This is a genomic window from Pseudomonas sp. Larv2_ips, from assembly GCF_963879675.1.
Taxonomy (GTDB): domain Bacteria; phylum Pseudomonadota; class Gammaproteobacteria; order Pseudomonadales; family Pseudomonadaceae; genus Aquipseudomonas.
The window spans coordinates 269,905-290,868 of sequence record NZ_CAWOAW010000031.1 but is presented as its reverse complement, the minus strand read 5'-3'; the positions used below and the strand labels follow the sequence as shown (position 1 = coordinate 290,868).

Genomic DNA, 20,964 nt, shown 5'->3' with positions numbered 1-20,964 from the left:
TGGGAGCTGGCTTGCCTGCGATGCAGACAACTCGGTCTGTCAGGCAAGCCGTGGTGATGCCATCGCAAGCAAGCCAGCTCCCACATTTGACCGAGTTGATATTGGGTTTGGATTACACCCCTTGGCTACGCAACCAACTCATTAACTGCGGCAACGGGAATGCCCCACTCTGGCGCGCTACTTCGCGGCCGTTCTTGAACAGAATCAGGCTGGGAATCGAGCGAATCCCCAATTGCGCCGACAGCTGCTGATTGGCCTCGCTGTCGAGCTTGGCCAACCGGCACTTGCCCTCCAACTGCCCAGCCGCCTGCTCGAACACCGGCGCAAACGACTTGCACGGCCCGCACCACTCAGCCCACACATCCACCAACAAAGGCAGGTCGCCTTTTATCTGGCTTGAGTAGTCGCCCTGTTTCAATTCAAAAGGCTTGTTCAACAACACCGGCTGTTTACAGCGCCCGCACTTTGGCGCATCACCCAGGCGTTCGCCGGGGATGCGGTTGAGGCCGTTGCAATGGGGGCAGGGAATGACGAGAGGTTCGGACATGGAGGGCTCCTGGAGATGGCCAATGGTTTCTATCTGGAGCCAGCGCCGCTATTTATCAAGGCAAATACATAACTGTGGCGAACGGGCTTGCCCCCAGTAAAGTAACCGAGTTGTATCAGGCGGATCTTCATTGCAGATTTTGCGGCTGCTGCGCAGCCCAGTGCGGGGCAAGCCCGCTCGCCGCCGTGAACGTATCGCTTTTGCGAGCTTACGACGAACAACTGATCTCCAAATGCTTGCCCCAATCCGGCGGCCGCTGGGCGTATTGCTCCATCCCCGCCTGCTCTTCAAACGGATTGCTCAGCACTTCATGCAGCCGCCGCACTTCGCTGTAGTCGCCTGACTCGGCGGCGGCGATGGCGTTTTGTGCCAGATAGTTGCGCAGGATGTACAGCGGGTTTACCGCGTGCATGCGCTCACGGCGCTGCGCTTCGCTGTAGTCCCCGTCGCGCGCAACTCGGGCTGTGTACACTTCGGCCCAGGCATCAAACCCTGCAAGGTCGACGAAGTCATCGCGCAGCCGCGCCACAGCTTGCGCTGCGGGCTCATCACCCAGGCGGCGGAAGAACAGCGTGTAGTCCACGCCGCTGTTTTGCATCAGCTTGAGCAACTGCTCCACCAGCTTTTGGTCATCGTCTTCAGCCGTGGTCAACCCAAGCCGACGGCGCATCAGGTCCAGGTAATGGGCCTGGTACAGCGGTAGGTAGAGGCCAAGTGCCTCTTTCAAGGCGTCAACGCTGATAAACGGCGTGAGCGCCTGGGCCAGCGCACTCAGGTTCCACTGCCCAATGGGCACCTGATTGCTGAAGGAGTAGCGCCCTTCGTGATCGGAGTGGTTGCAGATGAAGTGCGCGTCAAAGTCATCGAGGAACGCAAACGGCCCGAAGTCGAAGGTGATGCCCAGGATCGACATGTTGTCGGTGTTCATCACGCCGTGACAGAAACCGTAGGCCTGCCATTTGGCGATCATCTCGGCATTGCGCTCGACGATTTCGCGGAACATCGCCAGGTACGGCTCGGGCTGCTCGCGGCACTCGGGGTAGTGCAGGTTCAACACGTGTTCGGCCAGTTCAGCCTGCTGCTCGGGCTTTTTGGTGTAGTAAAAATATTCGAAATGCCCGAAGCGGATATGGCTGTGCGCAAGGCGCAGCACCATGGCGCCGCGCTCCTGTTTCTCGCGCCACACGGGTGTGCTGGAGCCAATCACGCACAAGGCGCGGCTGCTGGGAATGCCCAGCGCATGCAACGCCTCGGAGGCGAGAAACTCACGGATCGAAGAGCGCAGCACCGCGCGGCCGTCGCCCATGCGCGAATAAGGCGTCATCCCGGCGCCTTTGAGGTGCAGGTCCCAGTGTTCGCCGGCCTCGTTGTACACCTCGCCCAGCAACAGCCCGCGGCCGTCGCCCAGTTGCGGGGTGTAGCCGCCAAACTGGTGGCCGGAATAGACCATCGCCCGCGGCTCCGCTTCGGCCCACAGCTTGTGCCCGCTGAACAGCTCGGCAAACACCGGCGTGTCGGCCACTGCCGGGTCGAGGTCGAGCAGGGCCATGGCGGCATTGCTTGCGACCACAAGGCGCGGCTCGTCGAGCGGCTCAGGCAATACGTGGGTTGAGAACGCGTCGCCCAGGCGTGCGAAGCGGTTGTCGAAGGTCAGTTCGTCGAGGGCTTTCACCGGCCATCTCCAGCAGAATGTCCGAGCATTCTGCTGGGGATAGGCGCGTTAGTCGAGTTTGCTCGGCGGTGGTTCTTGCACGCCGCCGTCGTTGGCGGGTTTGGCCGGGGTGTCGACTTCCACCAGTTTGTATTCCTGGCCGTGAAGGTTCTTGAGGTAAACCTCCATCTGGCGGAACGAGATGTTGATGTGGTGGTTCTTGAACTCGCGGTTGATAAAGCGGTTCACCTCGTCAATCACCGGGTTGCGGTCACCGAGGTCGCGCACGTGCATGCGCAATTCGTGGTCGAGGGTGCTTTCGCCGAAGTTGAGGAAGTACACGTGGGGTTCCGGCTCTTTCAGCACGCGTGGGTTTTCTCGCGCGGCCTTGAGCAGCAGTTCCTTCACCAGGTCCAGGTCGGAGCCGTAGTCCACACCCAGTTTTAGCGTGACGCGGGTGATGGTGTCGGTCAGCGACCAGTTGATCAGTTGCCCGGTAATAAACGTCTTGTTCGGGACAATGATGTCTTTGCGGTCAAAGTCGGTAATGGTCGTCGCACGGATGCGGATTTTGCTGACGGTGCCCGACAGGTTGCCGATGGTGATGGTGTCGCCGATACGCACCGGGCGTTCGAACAGGATCATGATGCCGGAGATAAAGTTGGCGAAGATCTCCTGCATCCCGAAGCCCAACCCCACCGACAGCGCTGCCACCAGCCATTGCAACTTGTCCCAGCTCACGCCGAGCGTGGACAGGGTGGAGACGAAGCCGACCCCGGCAATCACATAAGACAGCAAGGTGGTTGTGGCGTAGGCGCTGCCTTGAGCCAGGTCCAGCTTGGACAGCACCAGCACTTCCAGCAAACCCGGCAAGTTGCGCGCCAGGGCGAAGGTGATGCCGACGATGATCGACGCACCCAGCAAGTCGCCGAAGCTGATCGGCACCATGCTGATGTTGGCGCCGGTGCCGCTGGTGTACTCGTACAGAGTGATGTTGTCCAGGTAGGAGAACACGGTGATCAGGTCTTTCCATACCCAGTACAGCGCCGCGATAAAGCCGCCGAGCAAGGCCAGGCGAATCAGGCGCATGGACTGTTCGTTGACCTGCTCGATGTCCAGGGTCGGTTCTTCGATCACCGCTTCGCCATCACCGGCTTCCTTGGCGGCCTGGCGTTTGGCCAGTGCACGCGCGTAGGCCAGGCGCCGTGCGGCGACGCCGAGGCCGCGCACGAAGGTGGCTTCGATCACCAGCCAGAACATCAGCAGGTACAGGGTATTGATCAAGCGGTCGCTGAGTTTGAGCGCGGTGTAGTAATAGCCAAAGCACACCGCCAGAAACAGGGCGACGGGCAGGGCGGTGAACACCAGGCCCACGGCTTTACGAAACAGTGAAGCTTTCTCGTGGGTCGGGCTGTTCAGCAGCAGGCGGCCCAGCAGCCAGGCCATCAGCGCGTAGCACGTCAGTACCACACCGATGCCAAGCACGTCGTCGGCCAGCGCCTCGGGTTGGTGCTCGGCGATGGCCACTACGGCCACCAATGCCAGCACTACCAGGCCAAGTTTGCGCACCCAGCCTTGCAGGAATTCAACCTGGGGTTTCTCCCAGCGAAAGTGCAGTTCCGCCACGCCGCCCGGCGCCAGGATGCGGTAGGCGGTGTAGAACACCAGCCACGCTTGGGCGATCTGCAGCAGTGCATCGCCAAGGTTGGCGTTTTGCCCGCGGGCGTCGATCTGCAGCGCGTAGCCGCACAGCGCCAGGCCCAGGGACACCGGCATCGCCAGCAGGATGTTGATCAGGATGGCCTGCGGCGTGTGCCACTGGCTGTCGCGCTTGAAGTGGCCGATGTCCAGGTGAACCTTGTTCAGCCGTTGGTACAGCGCTTTACGGCGCCACAACAATGCACCGATCAACAGCAGCAGTGGCAGGAACAGCAGCGGGCGCTGGGTCAGGCCGTCGTAGAGTTCGCTGACGCTTGAGGCCCACGGCAGGGTGGTGATCTGTTTGTTCAGGTGCGCCGGTACGGTTTCCAGCCACTCGGTGTCCAGCGGCTTGTTGCTGGGGATCCAGAACATTTGCTCGTCCAGCGTCGCGCGCAGGGTGGTGGCGGTGCTGAGCAGTTGTTTCTGGTTCAGTTGCAGGGTGATCGATTCGTTCAGCAGTGCGCTCAGCTCACGGCTCAGGCGCTCAAGCAAGTCGCTGCGGGTGATCGCCAACTCCAGCAAGGTGCGGCGCAGTTGCGGCGTCACGTCTTCCGGCGGCTGGTTGGCCAGCAAGTTATCCACATACGCACTGGGCGAGTTGATCAGCTCACGCTGCTGGTTGATCTCGAACTGGTACAGGCGAATGTTGGCGATATCGTCTGCCAGGTCGCGGTCGACCGTGAGACGGGGCAGCGCCTGTTTCTGCTTGTAGAGGATCTTGGAGAGCAGCAGGCTGCCCTTGAGCACGTTGATTTGCTCGTCCAGGGCCGAGTCGCTTTGCGTCACTGCGTCCAGTTGCTGCTTGGTCTTGAGGTTGGTCTGGGTCAGCTCGTTGAGGCGGTCGGTACTCTTGAGCAGGTAGTCGGACAGTTTAAGGTTGGCCGCGCTTTCCGAGGCCAGCAGGCTGCTGCCGCCGGCCTTCTGCGCTTCGATGGACTGTTGGGTCACGGTCTGCTGGGACTGGGCCAGGCGTTTCTGGTTGATCAGCGTTTGCAGGTCCTGGATTTCCTGCTCCAGGCGGCTGGTTTTCTCGGTTGCCAGGTCGCGCTGGCTATTGCCCAGGTCTTGCAGTTGGCTGTTGCCGGCCAGTTCCTGGCGGCGCAGTGGAATCAGGGCATTGAGGGCGGCCAGTTCGGCATTCAGTTGGTTGCGCTGGTCGCCGGTGAGGGTCTTGCCGTTGTCTTTGCCCGCCTTGAGGATCGAGTTGATCTGCTGGATGCGGGTCTGGCTGTTGCTGATTTCGGTCTGGGCGCGTTCGGGGCGGGTCTGGGCGGCGACGGACATGCTGTTGGCGTCGGCCACGGTTTTTTGCAGATCGCCTTGCTGGGTGGTGCGTTGCACCAGCAATTGCTCAAGCTGCGGCACCGGCAGGGTGGCGTAGCGCTGCGCCACCGGGATGATTTTGGTGGCCTTGAGCCGTACCAGTTCGCGCTGGTTTTCAGTGGTCTGGCGCGGGGCGTCTTCGAGCTGGCGCTTGAGGTCGACAAGGCGCTGCTCGTAATCCTGCTTGTTGCCCAGGTAGGTCAGGGTCTGTTGCAGGATGGTTTGCAGCGCCTTCATGTCGGCGTCAGGCAGCTTGCGGTCGGGCAGTTTGTCCAGGGTTTGCTGGATGGACTCGGCGCTGGGCGGGTCGGCGGCGTAAACGCTGCCGACACAGAGGGTCAGGCCCAGCAGGGCAGTGGCTAAAAAGGTGCGCAGAGTTGTCATGGATACCGGTCGAGCAAGGTAAAAAAGGTGGGGGCGTGGCGCCGTAGCCCCGCAGTTTAGAGGAAGAGTCCAGGGCCTGGACGACTTCCTTCGGGGAATTTGACGCCGACTTTTCCGATTCTGTTCCCGTCCATGACCGCGACGGTCCACAGCGTGTTGTTCCATTCCACTTGGTCGCCTACCACTGGTGCGCCGCCGACCTTCTGGGTAATGAAGCGACTCAGTGGCATATCCGGGTCGATACCCTCGAGCTTGAGGCCGTAGAGCGCCGACACCGCGCCCAGCTGGGCGTCGCCTTCGAGCACAAAGTCGCCGAAGAAGCGCAGGTCGAGACCGCGTTGCGGCGCCTGGCTGAACAGTTTGCCCAGGGCCGGCAGGTTGTGTTCGTGGCCGATCACACAGAGCAAATCGTCGACTTCAAGCACCGTACTGCCCGACGGATGGAGCAGTTGCTGGCCACGGAACAGCGCGGCGATCCGCGTGCCTTCGGGCATTTTCAGTTCGCGCAGGGCCGCGCCGATGCACCATTTTTCCGCGCCCAGGCGGTAGACGAACAGCTCCCACTCGCTGGTAACGTGCACTTCCAGGGCGGCGCGGGAGATCGGCGCAGGGTCCGGCGGTACGGTCACTTTCAGCAGCTTGGCCACCCACGGCAGGCTTGTGCCCTGCACCAGCAGCGAGACCAGCACGATAAAGAACGCCAGGTTGAAGTACAGCTGCGCGTGCGGCAGGCCGGCCATCAGCGGGAACACCGCCAGAATGATCGGTACCGCGCCGCGCAGGCCGACCCAGGCGATAAAGGCTTTTTCGCGCCCGTGGAACGCCTTGAATGGCAGCAGGCCGACCATCACCGACAACGGCCGCGCAAACAGGATCATCCACAGTGCCAGGCCCAGGGCGGGCAGGGCGATGGGCAGCAAGTCATGCGGCGTGACCAGCAGGCCCAGCACCAGGAACATGCCGATCTGTGCCAGCCAGGCCATGCCGTCGAGCATATGCAAAATGCCATGGCGGCTGCGCACCGGGCGGTTGCCGATCACCAGACCGCACAGGTACACGGCGAGGAAGCCGCTGCCGTGCAGGGCGTTGGTCAGGGCGAACACCACCAGGCCACCGGCGATCACCAGGATCGGGTACAGGCCGGTGGCCAGGTTGATGCGGTTGACCATCTGCAGCATCAGCCAGCCGCCGCCCAGGCCGACGATGCCGCCAATGCCGAACTCGCGGATCAGATGGGTCAGCAGGCTCCAGTGCAGGCCGGTCTGGCCGGTGGCGAGCATGTCGATCAGGGTCACGGTGAGAAACACCGCCATCGGGTCGTTGCTGCCGGATTCTATTTCCAGGCTGGCGGTGACCCGCTCGTTCAAGCCTTTGCCGCCCAGCAGCGAGAACACCGCAGCGGCATCGGTTGAGCCGACGATGGCGCCGATCAGCAAGCCTTGAATGATATTAAGGTTGAACAGCCAGGCCGCGGCCATGCCGGTGAGCCCGGTGGTGATCAATACCCCTACCGTGGCCAGCGACAACGCCGGCCAGAGTGCCACGCGAAAACTCGCCACCCGTGTGCGCAAGCCGCCGTCGAGCAGGATTACTGCCAAGGCAAGGTTGCCCACCAGGTAGGCGGTCGGGTAATTGTCGAAGATGATGCCGCCGCCATCGACGCCGGCGATCATGCCCACGGCCAGGATGATCACCAGAATCGGGATCCCCAGGCGGGACGAAAGAGAACTCACCAGAATGCTCGCACCCACCAGCAACGCGCCGATCAAGAACAGGCTGTTGATGGTCGTCGCATTCAAAGGCAGTACTCCAGAACGGGGAAGACAGGGCGCAAACTGACCATGCAGTCTGCGTGCCAGCGATTCTAACCTGTTGAATTGCTGTGCTGTCAAAAAGCTTTTGCCGGCCTACATCAATCCAATGTGGGAGCTGGCTTGCCTGCGATGCAGGCAACTCGGTGGGTCAGGTTCACCGAGGAGATGCTATCGCAGGCAAGCCAGCTCCCACAGGAATCGACTTACAGCCTGAAGCGCCCCACCATCCCGTTCAAATCCACGGCCAGGCGCGACAACTCACTGCTCGCCGCACTGGTCTGGCTGGCACCGGTGGCCGATTGCACCGACAGATCACGAATGTTCACCAGGTTGCGGTCCACTTCCCGCGCCACCTGCGCCTGCTCTTCTGCCGCGCTGGCGATCACCAGGTTGCGTTCGTTGATCTCGGCAATCGCGGTGTTGATGGTATCCAGCGACAGGCCCGCGCCTTTGGCGATGTTGAGTGTCGACTCCGCGCGTTCGGTGCTGTTACGCATCGAATCCACCGCGTGTTCGGTGCCGGCCTGAATGCTGCCAATCATCCGCTCGATCTCGCTGGTCGACTGCTGGGTGCGATGGGCCAGGGCGCGCACTTCATCAGCCACCACGGCAAACCCGCGACCGGCTTCACCGGCGCGTGCGGCTTCAATTGCGGCGTTCAGCGCCAGCAGGTTGGTCTGGTCGGCCAGGCCGCGAATCACGTCCAGCACCTTGCCGATGTCACGCGATTCATTGGCCAGTTCGCCAATCAGTGTGGCGGTGGCCTGTACGTCACCGCTCATGCGCTCGATGGCGCTGACGGTTTCCTGCACCAGGTCACGGCCGTCACCCGCTGACGTGGTGGCATTGCGCGAGGCCTCGGAGGTGCTGACCGCATTGCGCGCCACCTCTTCGACGGCGCTGGTCATCTCGTTGACGGCGGTGGCGGCTTGTTCGATTTCGTTGTTTTGCTGGGTCAGACCACGGGCGCTTTCGTCGGTGACGGCATTCAGCTCCTCGGCGGCGGAGGCCAGCTGCGTGGCGGAACCGGCGATGCGTTGCAGCGTGTCGCGCAATTTTTCCTGCATCTTGGCCATGGCGGCCAGCAGGCGGCCGGCTTCGTCGTTGCCGTCGACCTTGATCGGGCGCGTGAGGTTGCCTTCGGCGACTTCTTCGGCCGCTTCGAGTGCCTGGGCGATTGGCAGGGTGATGCTGCGGGTCAGCAGCCACGCAAACAGCAGAGTCAGCGCCGTGGCAATGATCAGCAGGCCCACCACCAGGTCAAAGGCCATGTCGTATTGGTCTTTGGCTTGCTGATTGGTGGCGTTGGCCATCTTGTTGTTGATGTCCAGCAGGCGTGTCAGCACTGCGTTGACTTGCTCGGAGTTGCTCAGCAATTCGGTGTTGAGCAAGTTGCGCAGGTCGTCGATCTGGTTGGCGCGAGACAAACTCTTCATGCGCTCTTCGATCTGGTGGTACTGACCGAGCAAGCGCACGTATTCGTCGTAGGTCGAGCGTTCTTCGCCACTCTCGATGAGTTTTTCGTAGACGCCCTGGGCGGTGCGGATCTGCTGGTTGCGCAGTTCAAAGGCTTCCAGGGTCTTTTGCTGCACGTCTGGCTCACGGTTGGTCAGCAAGCGATACGACAACACCCGCAGGCGCAGGGTCAGCTGGGTGAACTCGTCGAGGGCACGAATGCTCGGTACGCTGGACAGTGTGATGTCTTCGGTGGCAGCACGGATCTTGCTCATTTGGTTCAAGGCGAACACACCGAGAAACAACATGAGCGCACCAATAAACGCGAAGCCAAGAAAGGCGCGCGGCGCGATATTCATATTACGAAGAGACATGCTGAAGTCCTGGGGAGAAGCGCGATCCGTGCGGCCATGAGACGGGGTGTGCATCAGCTATCGGCCATGCGACTAAAGTCTTAAGGGGGCGCGCGCTTTTGTCGCATCAGACGAGGGGTTGGGCGGATTCAGGAACCAGATGGGGTAAATACAGTCACTAAGGCTCGAAAGTGCGGCCCGGCCCTTAAATATCGGGCTGCGCGCCTGGGATAACCCTGGCATCCGAGGTGAATTTTCTTTATCGTCACCGCCCTTTGAAAAAGCCCGAGAAATCAAAATGTTAGAAGCATCCCTCAGCCAACTCGAACAACTGGTCAGCGACCTGGTACAGCAAAATCAGGACCTACTGGGCAGCAACGAATCCCTCAAGGCCGAACTGGCCCGCGCCAAGGATGAAAACGACAGCCTGCAACTGAACCTGATGGAACAGGAAGAAAAGCACGGCGCAACCGCCGCGCGCATCCAGGCCCTGGTTGAGCGTGTGAGCGCAGGTCCTGTCGGCGCATGAATGAAGGCATAAAGGTCGTTTCGATTCTCGGAGAGGATTACTCGATCAAGGCGCCGGACGGGGAAGATCAAACCCTGATGCACGCCGTGACCATGCTCAAGGCCTCCCTGGCCACCACCAAGAAAAAGTACCCGACCCTGATCGGTGACAAATTATTGGTACTGGCTGCGCTGAACCTGTGCGCCGAGCAGATCGAAATGCAAAAGCACCACCAGCAGGAACTCGACCGTTACCAAGAGCAAGTCAGCGCCACGGTCGAAGTGATTTCCAAGGCGATCGGAACGCCTTAGAACCACGCATCCTGCATCCCCAGGCACGTGTCATCGCGTGCCTCCAGAATCGCCAGTTCATGATGGCAGCTCGGCACTTCCCAGGTCAGGAAGTACCGAGCGGCCTGGAGCTTGCCTTTATAGAAGGCAACATCCGCCGCATTGCCCTTGGCCAGGCCTTCCTCGGCGCGAATTGCCTGTTCCAGCCAGCGCCAGCCAATCACCGTGTGCCCGAACACCTTCAAATACAGTGCCGAATTCGCCAGGCTGCTGTTGACCTTGCCTTGGGCGAGATCGGTCAGCAGGCCGAGTGTGACGCGCTGCAGGTTGGTCACTAATTCTTCCAGTGGTTCTCGCAGTGCGGTCAGTGATGGGTATTGCTGTGCTCGTGCGCCCGTCTCGGCGATCAGGCGGATCAGTTGCTTGAGGCCCGCGCCGCCATTCTGCGCCAGCTTGCGCCCGAGCAGGTCCAGGGACTGGATGCCGTGGGTGCCTTCGTGGATAGGGTTCAGGCGGTTATCGCGGTAGTACTGCTCCACCGGGTATTCGCGGGTGTAGCCGTGGCCGCCGAGAATCTGGATCGCCAGCTCGTTGGCCTTGAGGCAGAACTCCGACGGCCAGGATTTGACGATGGGCGTGAGCAGGTCGAGCAGTTCGTGGGCTTGCTTGCGCTCGGTGTCGGTTTCCAGCGTGGTGGTGTCATCGAACAACCGCGCGGCATACAGGCCGAGGTCGAAAGCGCCTTCGACATAGGCTTTTTGTGTCAGCAGCATGCGTTTGATATCGGCGTGCTGGATGATCGAAACCGGCGCGGTGCCTGGGTCTTTGCTGTCGGGCAAGCGACCTTGCGGGCGTTCGCGGGCGTATTCCAGCGAGTAGAGGTAGCCGGCGTAACCGAGCATGACTGCGCCCATGCCCACGCCGATGCGCGCCTCGTTCATCATCTGGAACATGCAGCTCAGACCCTGATGCGGCTTGCCTACCAGATAGCCGACGCAATTGCCGTTATCGCCGAAGTTAAGCGCCGTGGACGTGGTGCCGCGCCAGCCCATCTTGTGAAACAACCCGGCCAGCAGTACATCGTTGCGCGCGCCCAGGCTGCCATCCTCATTGACCAGGAACTTGGGCACGATAAACAGCGAAATGCCTTTCACCCCGGCCGGCGCGTCCGGCAGCTTGGCCAGCACCATGTGCACGATGTTTTCCGACAGCGGGTGGTCGCCCCCGGAGATAAAGATCTTGTTGCCCTTGAGGCGATAACTGCCGTCAGCCGCTGGCTCTGCCCGCGTACGAATATCCGACAGGGATGACCCGGCATGCGGCTCGGTCAGTGCCATGGTGCCGAAAAAGCGGCCCTCGATCATTGGCTGCAGGAAGCGCTGCTTCTGCGGCTCGGTGCCGAAGCTTTCGATCAGGTTGGCGGCGCCCATGGTCAGGAACGGGTAGGAGGTCGAGGCCGCGTTGGCCGACTGGAAGTGCGCAAAGCAGGCTTGCGACAGCAGGGTCGGCAACTGCATGCCGCCGGCGTCGAAACTGCGTGCGGCGTTCAGAAAGCCGGCTTCGAGGAAGGCGTCCACGGCAGGTTTGACGTCCGGGATCAGGATCGCCTTGCCGTCTTCATAGCGCGGTTCGTTTTCGTCGTTCTTGCGGTTGTGCGGCGCGAAGTACTTTTCGGCAATGCTGCGCGCGGTGCTGATGGCGGCATCGAACGTTTCGCGGTTGTGCTCGGCAAACCGCTCGCGCTGGGTCAGGCCCTCGGCATCGAGGACTTCGTACAGCTCGAAAGCCAGATTGCGGGAACTGAGCAGCGTCTCGGACATGGCGGCTTACCTTTTAAGGGAATGGCCGGAGTCTAAGTGCGCCAATAGAGGCTGGATAGCAAGATTGATTTGCGTGATGGAAGGGCAGAACAAGGGCCGAAGGTGGGGTGCGGTCAGTGTGGGAGCTGGCTTGCCTGCGATGAGGCCGTGCCAGCCGACATTTCTGTCACTGACTCGCCGCTATCGCAGGCAAGCCAGCTCCCACATTTTTACTGCATTTAGCCAGTTAACCGATGGTCATCAGGCTGGCGTTACCGCCCGCCGCGGCGGTGTTAACACTCAACGCCCGCTCGATCACCAGACGCTCCAGCGCAATCGCCGTCTCACCTTGCGACAAACCATGCACCCCGACAATCGCACCACCCCGCTGCGCCACTTGCTGGCACACCGCACGCAATTGGTCGGAATCACCGTGGTGCAGGACGGCGTCGAATACCACCTCATCCTTGGTCCAGTCAGCCACGCGCTTGATCTTCGCCTGAACTTCTCTCGGCAGGCGTGGGAACACCGCTTTAGTCAGGTCAGTTTCCGGCCATACCGCCGAACCGCCGACGGCCAATACTGCCGCCAGTTGCGTCAGCAGATCACCTTCCACGTCCGCCAGACACAGCACGTGCTCGCGGGGCAGGATTGCGTAGCTGTTGCGCTCGCCGGTCGGGCCGGCCAGTTGGCGGGTAATACCGCTTTGCGACTGCGCGGCGAACTGGCTGCACAGGGCGCTCAGTTCGCTGAACTTGCTGCTGTCGGCCCAGGTTTTCAGGGCGGTCAGCGGTTGGCTCATGGCATCGCGCAGACGCACGTCCGGCGCGGTCAGCTTGTCGCCGCGCACGAAGGATTGTTCGATCGCATCGGTAGGACGAGTCGACAGCAGACGGTACAGGTACAGCGGCCCACCGGCTTTCGGGCCAGTGCCCGACAGGCCTTCGCCGCCGAAGGGCTGCACCCCAACCACGGCGCCCACGATGTTGCGGTTCACATAGACGTTACCGGCGTGAACATTGTCGATCACCTTGGCGATGGTCTCATCGATGCGGGTGTGCACGCCCAGCGTCAGGCCGTAGCCGGAGGCATTGATCTGCGCAATGAGCTGGTCGATCTCTTTACGCTTGTAACGCACCACGTGCAGCACCGGGCCGAAGATCTCGCGTTGCAGTTCGTCGAAGCTTTCGAGTTCGATCAGGGTGGGCATCACGAAGGTGCCGCGCTTGATCTCTTCGCCGTCGGCAATCGCCACTTGGTACACATTGCGGCCTTTGTCGCGCATGGCCTGGATGTGTTTCTCGATGCCAGCCTTAGCTTCGGCGTCGATCACCGGACCGATGTCTACCGACAGGCGCTCCGGGTTGCCCAGACGGCATTCAGCCATGGCGCCCTTGAGCATTTCGATCACACGGTCTGCCGAATCTTCCTGCAGGCACAGAACGCGCAGGGCCGAGCAGCGCTGGCCGGCGCTGTCGAAGGCCGAGGACACAACGTCGATGACCACTTGCTCGGTCAGCGCCGAAGAGTCGACGATCATTGCGTTCTGGCCACCGGTTTCGGCGATCAGCGGAATTGGGCGGCCCTGGGCATCCAGGCGACCGGCGACGCTGCGTTGCAGCAGGCGCGCCACTTCGGTGGAGCCGGTGAACATCACGCCTTTGACGCGATCATCACCCACCAGGCGGGCACCGACGCTCTCGCCCTGGCCCGGCAGCAGTTGCAGCACGCCTTCCGGAATACCGGCTTCGAGCAACATGCGCACGGCTTGTGCCGCCACCAGCGGGGTTTGCTCGGCAGGCTTGGCCAATACCGGGTTACCGGCAGCCAGTGCCGCAGCCACTTGACCGCTGAAGATTGCCAGCGGGAAGTTCCACGGGCTGATGCACACCACGGGGCCCAATGGGCGGTGGGCGTCGTTGGTGAAATCGTTACGGGCCTGTACCGCGTAGTAGCGCAGGAAGTCCACGGCTTCGCGCACTTCGGCGATGGCGTTGGCGAAGGTCTTGCCGGCCTCGCGGGCCAGCAGGCCCATCAACGGCTGGATCTCGCCTTCCATCAAGTCGGCGGCACGCTCCAGGATCGCGGCGCGCTCGGCGGGCGGGGTGGCCTGCCAGATCGGGCCGGCATTGATCGCGCATTGAATGGCGTTGTCGACGTCTTCGACGGTGGCTTCCTGTACATGGCCGACCACGTCACGCAGGTCGGAGGGGTTCAGCACAGGTGCGGCCGGCTCATTGCTGGAGGCGCAGCCCAGCATCGGCGCGGCTTTCCAGTCGTTGTGCGCGGTGGCCAGCAGCGCGCAAGACAGCGACGCCAGGCGGTGTTCGTTGGCCAGGTCGATACCGGCCGAGTTGGCGCGGTCGCTGCCATACAGGTCACGCGGCAGTGGAATACGCGGGTGCGGCAGGCCGAAGCCGCCCTCCAGCGTGGCCATCTGCTCGATGCTGGCCACTGGGTCGGCCACCAACTCCTGAATCGAAATAGTGTGGTCGGCGATGCGGTTGACGAACGAGGTGTTGGCGCCGTTTTCCAGCAGGCGACGCACCAGGTAGGCCAGCAATGTTTCGTGGGTGCCGACCGGGGCGTACACGCGGCACGGACGGTTCAGCTTGCCCTCGGAAACTTTGCCTACAACCTGCTCGTACAGCGGTTCACCCATGCCGTGCAGGCATTGGAACTCGTACTGGCCGGGGTAATAGTTCTGGCCGGCGATATGGTAAATGGCCGACAGGGTGTGGGCGTTGTGCGTGGCGAACTGCGGGTAGATGGCTTCCGGCACCGACAGCAGTTTACGTGCGCAGGCAATGTAGGAAACGTCGGTGTACACCTTGCGGGTGTACACCGGGTAGCCTTCCAGGCCTTCAACTTGGGCGCGCTTGATCTCGCTGTCCCAGTACGCGCCTTTTACCAGGCGGATCATCAGGCGATGGCGACTGCGGCGGGCCAGGTCGATGACGTAGTCGATCACATACGGGCAGCGTTTCTGATAGGCCTGGATCACGAAACCGATGCCGTTCCAACCGGTCAGTTGCGGCTCGAAGCACAGGCGTTCGAGCAGGTCGAGCGACAGCTCCAGGCGGTCGGCTTCTTCGGCGTCGATGTTCAGGCCGATGTCGTATTGCTTGGCCAGCAAGGTCAGCGACAGCAGGCGCGGGTACAGCTCGTCCATCACACGCTCGTATTGCGCACGGCTGTAACGCGGGTGCAATGCCGACAGCTTGATGGAAATGCCCGGGCCTTCATAAATCCCACGGCCGTGAGAGGCTTTGCCGATTGAGTGAATGGCTTGTTCGTACGAGGCCAGGTACTTCTGGGCGTCGTGTTCGGTCAGCGCGGCTTCGCCGAGCATGTCGTAGGAATAGCGGAACCCCTTGGCTTCGAACTTGCTCGCATTGGCCAGGGCTTCGGCGATGGTTTCGCCGGTGACGAACTGCTCGCCCATCAGGCGCATGGCCATGTCGACGCCCTTGCGAATCATCGGCTCGCCGCTCTTGCCGATGATGCGGCTCAGGGACGAGGTGAGGCCGGCTTCATTGTGCGTGGCGACCAGTTTGCCGGTCAGCAGCAGGCCCCAGGTGGCGGCGTTGACGAACAGCGATGGGCTGTTGCCCAGATGGGGCTGCCAGTTGCCGGTGCTGATTTTGTCGCGGATCAGTGCATCGCGCGTGCCCTTGTCCGGGATGCGCAGCAGCGCTTCGGCCAGGCACATCAGGGCCACGCCTTCCTGAGACGACAGGGAAAATTCTTGCAGCAGGCCTTGAACAATACCGGCACGGCCGCCGGCGCTCTTCTGATTGCGCAACTTCTCGGCAATCGAGGCGGCCAGCTTGTTGGTGGCTTCGGCCATCTGCTGCGGCAGGCGGGCCTGCTCGATCAGCATCGGCACCACTTCCGGTTCCGGGCGGCGGTAGGCGGCGGTGATCGAGGCGCGCAGTACGGACTGCGGCAGGATGCTTTCGGCGAACTCCAGGAAGCACTGGTGGGCGTGGTCTGGCTGAATTTCTCCAGCGTCCTCCGCGTCCTTGCTGCCCAAGCCATTAATCTCGTTCAGGGTTGCACCACCCTCCAGTTTCTCCAGGTAATTGAAAATCGCCTGCTTGATCAGCCAGTGCGGCGTGCGATCAATGGAGGTCGCGGCGGCCTTGAGGCGTTCGCGGGTCGGGTCGTCGAGTTTGACCCCAAGGGTGGTCGTTGCCATCTTTTTATCCTCATGGGTGCCACTACTGCGTGGCATCTGCTGGCGGCAAGATTAGCTTTGCGCATGCAGAGGTGCAACCGGGTGCAACCCAAATTGTTCAGGAAATTTTTGATCGTGATCGGGAAAAAATCCGGCCTTCAACAAAATCCGCTCTCCCTTGGTGCGTTTGCTTCTGAGGTCGGCCGTTCTTGCTCCGAAAAGAAGCAAAAAGCCTTTGTTTGGGCGTAAACACGCCTAGGTGCAACTTATTCTCAAGAAACTGGTTGCACCTTATTTGCTTTGTTGAATAGCATTCGCGCCCAAGGTGCAACCGCCTGCAAGGTTCGGTTCATCGGCTGGCGGCTTTCCTGGGGAAACGTCAGTCATAAATGCGCGGCACGCAGTCTCGTCTATCCGCTTATCAACGGGTGGCCGTCTGACACAGACCGTCGCTACATAAAAACAAAGCCAGGGCGTCACTCTTATGAGCGTTAGTAATCCCACCCTGATCACATTTGTGATCTACATCGCAGCAATGGTGTTGATCGGCTTCATGGCCTATCGCTCCACCAACAACCTCTCTGACTACATCCTCGGCGGTCGCAGCCTCGGCAGCGTGGTCACCGCATTGTCCGCCGGTGCTTCCGATATGAGCGGCTGGTTGTTGATGGGCCTGCCGGGCGCCATCTATATGTCCGGTCTGTCGGAAAGCTGGATCGCCATCGGCCTGATCGTCGGCGCGTACCTGAATTGGTTGTTCGTGGCCGGCCGCCTGCGGGTGCAGACCGAACACAACGGCGACGCCCTGACGCTGCCGGATTACTTCTCCAGCCGTTTCGAAGACAAAAGCGGCCTGCTGCGAATCATCTCTGCGGTGGTGATTCTGGTGTTCTTCACCATTTATTGCGCTTCCGGCATCGTGGCCGGCGCCCGTCTGTTTGAAAGCACCTTCGGCATGTCCTACGAGACCGCGCTGTGGGCCGGTGCTGCCGCGACAATTGCCTACACCTTCGTCGGTGGTTTCCTGGCGGTCAGCTGGACAGATACCGTACAAGCCACGCTGATGATCTTTGCGCTGATCCTGACGCCGATCATCGTGTTGCTGGCCACTGGTGGTATCGACACCACGTTCCTGGCGATCGAAGCCAAGAACCCTGACAATTTCAACATGCTGAAAAACACCACCTTCATCGGCATCATTTCGCTGATGGGCTGGGGCCTGGGTTACTTCGGCCAGCCGCACATCCTCGCGCGGTTCATGGCGGCGGATTCGGTGAAGTCGATTGCCAAGGCGCGTCGCATCTCCATGACCTGGATGATCCTGTGCCTGGGCGGCACCGTGGCGGTGGGCTTCTTCGGCATCGCTTACTTCTCGGCGCACCCGGAAGTGGCCGGCCCGGTCAACGAGAACCACGAACGTGTGTTCATCGAACTGGCCAAACTGCTGTTCAATCCATGGATCGCGGGCGTGCTGTTGTCGGCCATTCTGGCTGCCGTCATGAGCACCCTGAGCTGCCAACTGCTGGTGTGCTCGAGCGCGCTGACTGAAGACTTCTACAAAACCTTCCTGCGCAAAAACGCCTCCCAGGTTGAGCTGGTGTGGGTCGGCCGCGCGATGGTGCTGCTGGTTGCCCTGATCGCGATTGCCATGGCAGCCAACCCGAACAACCGCGTGCTGGGCCTGGTGAGCTACGCCTGGGCCGGTTTCGGCGCCGCGTTCGGGCCTGTGGTGCTGATCTCGGTGATCTGGAAACAGATGACGCGCAACGGCGCACTGGCCGGCATCCTGGTCGGCGCGGTCACTGTGATTGTGTGGAAGCACTTCGAGTTGCTGGGCCTGTACGAAATCATCCCAGGCTTTATCTTCGCCAGCCTGGCGATCTACTTCGTCAGCAAGCTGGGCGCACCGACTGCCGGTATGGTCGAGCGTTTTGACGCGGCGGAAAAAGACTACAACCTCAACAAATAATTCGTCGGGTGACAAGCGCCCGTTGAATTAGAAAAAGGCCCGCGTCCTACGGATGGCGGGCCTTTTTTTGCGTGTGATTTGGGTTGGTCCGAAGAAGATTCTGATGCGAGCGTGTAGGGATTTACTGATTTGTCTGGGGCGTGCTCAGCAGGGCGCACCCGTAGTGCAGAATCGGCCGCCTACCCTTCGCAGAGAAACACCGGATGTTCGCTCCTGCCAATCAAAGTGCGTTTAACCTGACCCTGGATGGGGTTGCCAGCGACCTCAAGGTCTACAGCTTCCAGGGTGAGGAGGCGCTGAGTCAGCCTTACTGTATCGACCTTGAACTGGTCAGCGAACAGCCCGATCTCGATTTGGAAAGCTTGCTGCATCGCCAGGCCTATCTGGGTTTCGATGAGCAGGGGCATGGTGTGCATGGCCTGGTCTATCGAGTCGGGCAGGGCGAGTCGGGGCGGCGCCTGACGCGTTATCAGATCCGTCTTGTGCCGCATCTGAAGTACCTGGCGCACAGCAGTCATCAGCGTATTTTTCAGCACAAGAGTGTGCCGCAGATTGTGGCGCTGGTGTTGGTCGGGCAAGGCATCCTGAGCGACCGCTTTGAGTTTCGCCTGAGCGGTACTTATCCACTGCGCGAGTACTGCGTGCAGTTCGGCGAGACTGATCTGGCGTTCATTCAACGTCTGTGCGCCGAGGTGGGCATCCACTACCACTTCCAGCATTCGCCCGACGGGCACCTGCTGGTATTCGGTGATGACCAGACCGTGTTCGCCCGGGCCGAACAGCCCACTCCCTACAGCCCCGGCTCCGGGATGGTGGCGGCGACTCCGGCGATCAAGCGCTTTGCGATGCAACTGGAAACCCGCACAACAGGGATAAACCTGCGCGATTATGATTTTCGCAAGCCGCGCCTGACGCTGGAAAGTGCCGTGGCTGGCGAGCAGCTTCCGAGCCTTGAAATGCAGCAGTATCCCGGCCACTTTTCCGATCGCCCCCATGGCAAATACCTTGCGCAGCGAGGCTTGGAGCGCCTGCGCACAGACTCGAGAGCCGCCCGGGGTGAAGGCGATGATCCTGCCTTGGTCAGTGGTCGGTTCCTCAGGCTTGGCGGGCACCCGCGAGAAAGCTGGAATGATTTGTGGCTGGTCACCCAGGTTTCCCATGAGGGCAAACAACCCCAGATGCTGGAAGAGGCTGTTACCGAGGCTTCAGGTGAGGGTTTACGTCAGGGTTATCACAACACGTTTATCGCCGTGCCATGGGATGTGATTTTCCGCCCACCCTTGTCTGAATTTCCGCGCCCGAGCATCGGCGGTTATCAACACGCGGTGGTTACCGGGCCTGCCGACAGTGAAATCCATTGCGACGAATACGGTCGGGTCAAGGTGCAACTGGCCTGGGACCGTGACGGGCAACACAACGAGCACTCCAGCTGCTGGCTGCGTGTCGCCAGTGGCTGGGCGCATGATCGTTACGGCTCGGTGCTGATACCCAGAGTCGGTATGGAAGTGCTGGTGGGGTTCGCCAATGGTGACCTGGACATGCCACTGGTGATGGGCTGCCTGCCCAACGCCGCAACGCCGGTGCCCCTCGATCTGCCAGCGGACAAGACCCGCAGTATCTTTCGCAGCCAGAGCAGCCCGGGCGGTGGCGGCTACAACGAGCTGCGCATTGAGGACCGCAAAGGCGCCGAGGAAATCTACTTGCGTGCCCAGCGTGACTGGACCCAGCACGTGCTGAATGACCAGCAGGTGCAGGTCGATAACGGGCGCCGGGTGAAGGTGGGCGGCGAGTCGCATCACGAGCTGCAAGGCGCAGAGCAGCGCATTACCCATGGCAATCGCCTCACCGAACTCAAGCAGGATGACCACCTGACGGTTGGCGGTTCGCAGCAGATGCGTGCAGGTCGCACCATCCAGATCGGAGCGGGGCAGAGCATCGTCATCGACGCCGGTGCGAGCGTGACAATCCAGGCCGGAGGGCAGTCGATCACGCTGTCGGCGGGTGGGATTTTCAGCAGCGTGCCGATCCAGCTTGGCGGCGCGCCGGCTGCCGCGACTGCGCCGTTAATGCCGGGAATAAAGGAAAAGCTGCTGGCGGTTGTTCCCGCCCCATTAAGCCGCGTGCAAGTGGCCAGCCTGAAACGTAGTGCACCTTTTTGCGAAGAGTGCGAGCGCTGCAAGAACGGCCAGTGCGACCTCCCGCAGCATGGGAATAAAGGTCCGGGACCTTCTGCCGGGAAAGCTGCTGGCGTCGAGCCGGGGTTTCATATCGTGCAGCGCGCAATGTCTCGGGATGCCTTGGAAAAGTCGCTGTTCGAATCGCCCAGTGCGATTGTGCTGGAGCGGTTTCGCAGCCTCAATCCACAACTCACGCAGTACGCCAGGCCGGGGCAAATGCTCGTCCTCAGCGACCCGCTTAACAGCCAATGCACGCGTGAAGAGGCATTGCTGATGGAGGCGGCGAAAGAAGTGAACGATGCACTGACGCCGATGAGCGATGACGAGGCGGCGTTTATGGTTGAGCACCAGCAAGAGGTTGGTGCTTTTTTGGCGCAGAGTTCGATGGCGTTGGGGGTGGGATCAAGCATGGTGGAAAATCATTTAACGCGGACCAAGTCCGTCCTGGTAGATCTTGAAAAGTTGCACGTCAAAACCTTCCAGGCTCAGGGCAATTTGCAAGGTGCAGAATTTTTCGCTAAACGTCAGAAGCTGTTAACTCAACTGGATAACAGCCTCGGGCCTCTGGTACGCAAAGGAGTTGGCATTGCCGATCACCCAAAGCTCAAAAAAGCATTGGGGATTTCCAGTCGCAGTTTGGTTCATCATTGGAGCAAAGCGGGTGTGTCAGGGGGGATTCCTGGATATGCGACACATATTCAAAGTGTCGCGCGGGCGAGTCAGTATATGAAGGTCGGCGGGTTTATCGGTATTGGGCTAGGGGGATCAGCGTCCGCATTGAAGGTGAAGGAAACGTGTCGAGTTGGAAGTAAA

General features: G+C 61.0%; 9 protein-coding genes and 3 pseudogenes. 4 read left to right on the top strand and 8 right to left on the bottom strand.

Annotated features, from left to right (window positions below; all coding sequences use genetic code 11):
- Nucleotides 1-112 precede the first annotated feature (112 nt).
- The 6 genes and pseudogenes from trxC to AACV02_RS31020 all read right to left on the bottom strand — a co-directional run.
- Nucleotides 113-547, bottom strand: coding sequence for a thioredoxin TrxC (gene trxC, locus AACV02_RS26885; RefSeq protein ID WP_119738016.1), 435 nt, complete (start codon nucleotides 545-547; stop codon nucleotides 113-115).
- 208 nt (nucleotides 548-755) lie between these two features.
- Complete coding sequence (gene selO, locus AACV02_RS26880) at nucleotides 756-2,219, bottom strand: protein adenylyltransferase SelO (RefSeq protein WP_119738013.1); 1,464 nt, start codon at nucleotides 2,217-2,219, stop codon at nucleotides 756-758.
- A 48-nt stretch (nucleotides 2,220-2,267) separates the two neighbouring features.
- On the bottom strand, nucleotides 2,268-5,606 hold the full coding sequence (gene mscK / locus AACV02_RS26875; protein ID WP_106577558.1) for a mechanosensitive channel MscK: 3,339 nt from the start codon (nucleotides 5,604-5,606) through the stop codon (nucleotides 2,268-2,270).
- A 56-nt stretch (nucleotides 5,607-5,662) separates the two neighbouring features.
- Entirely contained in the window at nucleotides 5,663-7,405 is a 1,743-nt protein-coding gene (locus tag AACV02_RS26870) for a potassium/proton antiporter (protein WP_106577559.1), read from the bottom strand.
- 218 nt (nucleotides 7,406-7,623) lie between these two features.
- Nucleotides 7,624-8,223: pseudogene (locus AACV02_RS31025) on the bottom strand (methyl-accepting chemotaxis protein); the annotation flags it as partial.
- A gap of 303 nt (nucleotides 8,224-8,526) precedes the next feature.
- A pseudogene (locus AACV02_RS31020) lies at nucleotides 8,527-9,183 on the bottom strand (MCP four helix bundle domain-containing protein); the annotation flags it as partial.
- A gap of 343 nt (nucleotides 9,184-9,526) precedes the next feature.
- On the opposite strand from AACV02_RS31020, the gene AACV02_RS26860 reads away from it, so the two are divergent.
- Nucleotides 9,527-9,757, top strand: coding sequence for a hypothetical protein (locus AACV02_RS26860; RefSeq protein WP_038844376.1), 231 nt, complete (start codon nucleotides 9,527-9,529; stop codon nucleotides 9,755-9,757).
- The gene (locus tag AACV02_RS26855; RefSeq protein ID WP_119738009.1) at nucleotides 9,754-10,047 is read left to right on the top strand and encodes a cell division protein ZapA; all 294 of its coding nucleotides are present in this window, start codon (nucleotides 9,754-9,756) and stop codon (nucleotides 10,045-10,047) included. The genes AACV02_RS26860 and AACV02_RS26855 overlap by 4 nt, the downstream gene beginning before the upstream one ends.
- Here AACV02_RS26855 and AACV02_RS26850 read toward each other — a convergent pair.
- Both AACV02_RS26850 and putA read right to left on the bottom strand, forming a co-directional pair.
- Entirely contained in the window at nucleotides 10,044-11,846 is a 1,803-nt protein-coding gene (locus tag AACV02_RS26850) for an acyl-CoA dehydrogenase (protein WP_119738007.1), read from the bottom strand. The genes AACV02_RS26855 and AACV02_RS26850 overlap by 4 nt on opposite strands.
- Nucleotides 11,847-12,072: 226 nt before the next feature.
- On the bottom strand, nucleotides 12,073-16,026 hold the full coding sequence (gene putA / locus AACV02_RS26845; RefSeq protein WP_119738005.1) for a trifunctional transcriptional regulator/proline dehydrogenase/L-glutamate gamma-semialdehyde dehydrogenase: 3,954 nt from the start codon (nucleotides 16,024-16,026) through the stop codon (nucleotides 12,073-12,075).
- A gap of 463 nt (nucleotides 16,027-16,489) precedes the next feature.
- On the opposite strand from putA, the gene putP reads away from it, so the two are divergent.
- Nucleotides 16,490-17,974 carry a sodium/proline symporter PutP gene (gene putP, locus AACV02_RS26840; RefSeq protein WP_106577565.1) on the top strand — a complete coding sequence of 495 codons (1,485 nt, stop codon included), beginning with the start codon at nucleotides 16,490-16,492 and terminating at the stop codon, nucleotides 17,972-17,974.
- 203 nt (nucleotides 17,975-18,177) lie between these two features.
- Nucleotides 18,178-20,181: pseudogene (locus AACV02_RS26835) on the top strand (type VI secretion system Vgr family protein); the annotation flags it as partial.
- Nucleotides 20,182-20,964 lie beyond the last annotated feature (783 nt).

Excerpts from the sequence above, each read along its gene's own strand:
- trxC (WP_119738016.1), bottom strand. The coding sequence starts at position 547 with ATGTCCGAACCTCTCGTCATTCCCTGCCCCCATTGCAACGGCCTCAAC.
- mscK (WP_106577558.1), bottom strand. The coding sequence starts at position 5,606 with ATGACAACTCTGCGCACCTTTTTAGCCACTGCCCTGCTGGGCCTGACC.
- AACV02_RS26860 (WP_038844376.1), top strand. The coding sequence starts at position 9,527 with ATGTTAGAAGCATCCCTCAGCCAACTCGAACAACTGGTCAGCGACCTG.
- AACV02_RS26855 (WP_119738009.1), top strand. The coding sequence starts at position 9,754 with ATGAATGAAGGCATAAAGGTCGTTTCGATTCTCGGAGAGGATTACTCG.
- AACV02_RS26850 (WP_119738007.1), bottom strand. The coding sequence starts at position 11,846 with ATGTCCGAGACGCTGCTCAGTTCCCGCAATCTGGCTTTCGAGCTGTAC.
- putA (WP_119738005.1), bottom strand. The coding sequence starts at position 16,026 with ATGGCAACGACCACCCTTGGGGTCAAACTCGACGACCCGACCCGCGAA.
- putP (WP_106577565.1), top strand. The coding sequence starts at position 16,490 with ATGAGCGTTAGTAATCCCACCCTGATCACATTTGTGATCTACATCGCA.